Origin of the sequence: Achromobacter sp. UBA5777 (genome assembly GCF_002418565.1) — a bacterium.
Classification (GTDB): domain Bacteria; phylum Pseudomonadota; class Gammaproteobacteria; order Burkholderiales; family Burkholderiaceae_B; genus Achromobacter; species Achromobacter animicus.
In genome coordinates this window covers 1-3,600 of sequence record NZ_DIEJ01000020.1, presented here as the reverse complement: position 1 = coordinate 3,600, position 3,600 = coordinate 1, and the positions used below count along the sequence as shown (strand labels likewise).

Sequence of the window (3,600 nt, the reverse complement as noted above, 5' to 3'; positions counted from 1 at the left end):
CCGGCCACTTCGCCGCAAGCGGCGGCCCCCGTGGCCGAACCGTCCAAGCCGGCGGCAACCCCGTCCACGGCGAAGGCGGCCACACCGGGCGCCAAAGCGCCTGCGAACGCCATGACGGCGCCCGCGCCCGCCACGCCGGCGCAATCCTGATCCGCGATTCCTTCCCTTCAAGAAACCGGCGCAAGCCGGTTTTTTATCGCCCGTTTACCGCGCATTCCGAATGTAAAGGACGCTTGACATACCGCCGCACGGCCGCCAGAATGTCAAGCACGCTTTACATCAATAAGGGCATTCCCATGAATCAACACCAGGCCAAGCGCCGCTATTTCAAGGAACTGGGCTTCTCGATGGCGCTGTATGCCGTGCTTCTGGCCGGCGCGCTGTGGCTCAGCCTCGACATGCAGCCCGGCGCGCTGCGCACCGTCGTGCTGCTCACGCCCATGCTGGCGTTTCTGCTGGCGCTGCGAGCCGTCGTGCGCGCCGTGCGCCAGTCCGACGAATTCATCCGCAAGACCACGCTGGAACACCTGGCCATTGCCGCCGCCGTCACCGCCGGGGTCACGTTCACGTATGGCTTCCTGGAAATCGCCGGCTTTCCCAAACTGAGCATGTTCGTGGTCTGGCCGCTGATGGGCGGTGTCTGGGCGTTCACCACGATCGTCGACACGCTGCGCCATCGATGAAAAACTGCATCCGCGAACTGCGCGCCGAACGCGGCTGGAGCCAGGCCGCGTTGGCCGAACGGCTGGACGTCTCGCGCCAGACCGTCAACGCCATCGAGACCGGCCGCTACGATCCGAGCCTGCCGCTCGCTTTCGCCATCGCCCGCGTGTTTGAAACGACCATCGAATCGATCTTCCAGGAAGATTGAGGCGCTTTTTTCCGGCATGGCGGGGACGCCGGGATCGGCGTTAACCTAGCGGACCCGCCGCTCGCGGCGACCGCAGTCCGCAGTCCGCAACGGGAGTCCCCATGCCGTACATGCTGCTGATCGTTGAACCGGTGGGCCAGCGCGCCCAGCGCACGCCCGAGGAAGGGCGCGAGGCCTATGCGCAGATGGTGCGCTACGCCGAATCTCTTCAGTCGCGCGGCCTGCTCACGCGCGCCGAATCCCTCAAGTCCGATGCCGAAAGCGTGCGCCTGCGCGTGCGCGACGGGGAACGCCAACTGATGGACGGCCCATACGCCGAGGCCAAGGAAATGATCGGCGGCTTTTTCCTGCTGACCTGCGAGTCACGCGAAGAGGCGTTGGCGCTGGCCGCCGAATGTCCGGCTGCGCAGTGGGCCACGGTTGAAGTCCGGGAGTTGGGGCCCTGCTTCATGTAGGCGAGTGACGGCCTGCGCAAATGCGCGGGGCCAGACCGGACCTGCTTTCCCGGCCGGCCGCCGCCACATCAGCAATTGCCCTTCTTGGCCTGTCCAGGCGGACAGAAGCCGCCCCGGCCGCCGCCGTCATGCGGATCGACGACTACGGAGCCTTGCGGCGTGTACACGGCACAGCCGGACAAGACGGAGACGATAAGGGCAAGACTGCACAGAATTTTCATGGTGTTGCTTCAGGGTGGTAAAAGACGCTGCGAGTGTATGGGACACGCCTGCAACAAGGCCTGGACCTTCGTAACCGGGTGCTAGGAGCCCGACACACCGGGCTGACTCAGTATTTACCCTAGGCACGCATTGTTGTTGTCGATCCACCGCCGCGCCGTTCGTCGTACCTGTACAAGAGCCCCTTTCGGCCTTGCGATCCCTCCTCTGGAGACCTCAGATGCGATTCATGATCATCGTCCGGGCCACGCCCGACAGCGAAGCCGGCAAGATGCCGGACGACAGCCTGCTTGCCTCGATGGCGACCTATCACGAAGCCCTGGTCAAGGCCGGCGTGTTGCTGGACGCCAACGGCCTGCACCCGACGTCCAAAGGTTGGCGCGTGCGGTACGACGGCAACGGCGAACGCAAGCTGCTTGACGGGCCGTTTGCCGAAACCAAGGAGCTGATCGCCGGCTACACGATGATCCAGGTGCGCTCTCGCGAAGAGGCAATGCAATGGGCGATGCGCTTTCCGCCCCCCTTCCCCGGGCAGGACTGCGAGATCGAGGTGCGCCAGGTATTCGAGCTGGACGACTTCGAGCCCAGCAAGGAAGTCGAGCACTTCCGCCAGATGCCGACGCCGAACGTCTGATCCCCCTGCGTCCCACCCTGAACCCTCAAGCGAGACACGCCATGCACAAGCAGATCTTCGTCAACCTGCCCATCAACGACATGCAGAAGTCCCAGGCATTCTTCAAGAAACTGGGCTACCGCTTCAACCCCGACTTCACCAACGACCAGGGCGCCTGCATGGTCGTCGGCGACAACCTTTACGTGATGCTGCTGGTGAAGGACTTTTTCCAGAGCTTTACCGGCAAGCCGGTGGCGGACGCCACGCAGACCACGGAAGTGCTGGTCTGCCTGTCCTGCGAAAGCCGGGCCGAGATCGACGACCTGGTGGCCCGGGCCGTCGCCGCGGGCGGCACGGCGCCGCGCGCGCCGCAGGACCACGGCTTCATGTACGCACACGGGTTCGAGGACCTGGATGGGCACGTCTGGGAGTTCGCCTACATGGTTCCCGGCGAAGCGACCGGCGCATGACGCAGGCGGCTACGCATCGCGCCATCGAGACGGTCTGGCGGATCGAGGCCGCCAGCGTCATCGCGGGGGTGGCGCGTCTGGTGCGCGACGTGGGGCTGGCCGAAGAGCTGGCCCAGGATGCGCTGGTTGCGGCGTTGGAGCGCTGGCCCCAGACGGGCGTGCCGGACAATCCCGGAGCATGGCTCATGACCACCGCAAAGAACCGTGCGCGCGACCGGCTGCGGCTGGATGCGCTGCACACCCGCAAGCACGAGCAGATCGGCCACGAGCTGGAAGCCTTGCAGGCCGACGTGGAGCCCGACTTCGTCGACGCGCTGGATGCGGCGCGCCAAGACGACATCGGCGACGATCTGCTGCGGCTGGTCTTCACCGCCTGCCATCCGCTGCTGTCCACCGAGGCCCGCGTGGCGCTGACGCTGCGCCTCTTGGGCGGGCTGACGACGGCCGAGATCGCGCGCGCGTTCCTGGCGTCGGAATCGACCATCGCGCAGCGCATCGTACGCGCTAAACGCGCCCTGTCCGCGGCCAACGTACCGTTCGAGGTGCCCTCGGCCGCCGACCGCGCGCCGCGTCTGGCCTCGGTGCTGGAAGTCATCTATCTGATCTTCAACGAAGGCTATTCCGCGACCTTGGGCGATGACTGGATGCGCCCGGGCCTGTGCGACGAAGCGCTGCGCCTGGGCCGCATTCTGGCGGAACTGACGCCGTCGGAGGCCGAGGCGCATGGTCTGGTCGCGCTGATGGAACTGCAGGCGTCGCGCCTGCATGCGCGCACCGATGGCCAGGGCCGGCCGGTGCTGCTGATGGAACAGGACCGCCGCCGCTGGGATCCGCTCTTGATCCGGCGCGGGCTGGCGGCGCTGGACCGGGCCGATGCGCTGGGCGGCGCGCGTGGGCCCTATGCGCTGCAGGCCGGCTTGGCTGCCTGTCACGCGCGGGCCCGTACGGCCGGGGAAACCGACTGGATGCGGA

Annotated in this window: 6 protein-coding genes; all 6 read left to right on the top strand. The window is 66.4% G+C overall.

Annotated elements, in window-relative coordinates:
- Nucleotides 1-296: 296 nt before the first annotated feature.
- On the top strand, nucleotides 297-683 hold the full coding sequence (locus B3446_RS00985) for a hypothetical protein (RefSeq protein WP_291376704.1): 387 nt from the start codon (nucleotides 297-299) through the stop codon (nucleotides 681-683).
- A complete protein-coding gene (locus B3446_RS00980; RefSeq protein ID WP_291376702.1) occupies nucleotides 680-871 on the top strand; it encodes a helix-turn-helix transcriptional regulator in 192 nt (63 codons plus the stop codon). The genes B3446_RS00985 and B3446_RS00980 overlap by 4 nt, the downstream gene beginning before the upstream one ends.
- Nucleotides 872-972: 101 nt before the next feature.
- Nucleotides 973-1,326 (top strand): YciI family protein, encoded by a 354-nt coding sequence (locus tag B3446_RS00975; protein WP_056570518.1) that lies wholly within the window; start codon nucleotides 973-975, stop codon nucleotides 1,324-1,326.
- A 439-nt stretch (nucleotides 1,327-1,765) separates the two neighbouring features.
- The gene (locus B3446_RS00970; protein ID WP_291376699.1) at nucleotides 1,766-2,179 is read left to right on the top strand and encodes a YciI family protein; all 414 of its coding nucleotides are present in this window, start codon (nucleotides 1,766-1,768) and stop codon (nucleotides 2,177-2,179) included.
- A 41-nt stretch (nucleotides 2,180-2,220) separates the two neighbouring features.
- Nucleotides 2,221-2,628 (top strand): VOC family protein, encoded by a 408-nt coding sequence (locus tag B3446_RS00965; protein ID WP_291376697.1) that lies wholly within the window; start codon nucleotides 2,221-2,223, stop codon nucleotides 2,626-2,628.
- On the top strand, nucleotides 2,625-3,600 hold a 976-nt coding region (locus tag B3446_RS00960; RefSeq protein ID WP_291376695.1), incomplete at its 3' end, for an RNA polymerase sigma factor. The genes B3446_RS00965 and B3446_RS00960, both read left to right, overlap by 4 nt.

Bases quoted from the DNA above. Each gene is read 5' to 3' on its own strand.
- B3446_RS00970 (WP_291376699.1), top strand. From the start codon at position 1,766: ATGCGATTCATGATCATCGTCCGGGCCACGCCCGACAGCGAAGCCGGC.
- B3446_RS00985 (WP_291376704.1), top strand. From the start codon at position 297: ATGAATCAACACCAGGCCAAGCGCCGCTATTTCAAGGAACTGGGCTTC.
- B3446_RS00980 (WP_291376702.1), top strand. From the start codon at position 680: ATGAAAAACTGCATCCGCGAACTGCGCGCCGAACGCGGCTGGAGCCAG.
- B3446_RS00975 (WP_056570518.1), top strand. From the start codon at position 973: ATGCCGTACATGCTGCTGATCGTTGAACCGGTGGGCCAGCGCGCCCAG.
- B3446_RS00965 (WP_291376697.1), top strand. From the start codon at position 2,221: ATGCACAAGCAGATCTTCGTCAACCTGCCCATCAACGACATGCAGAAG.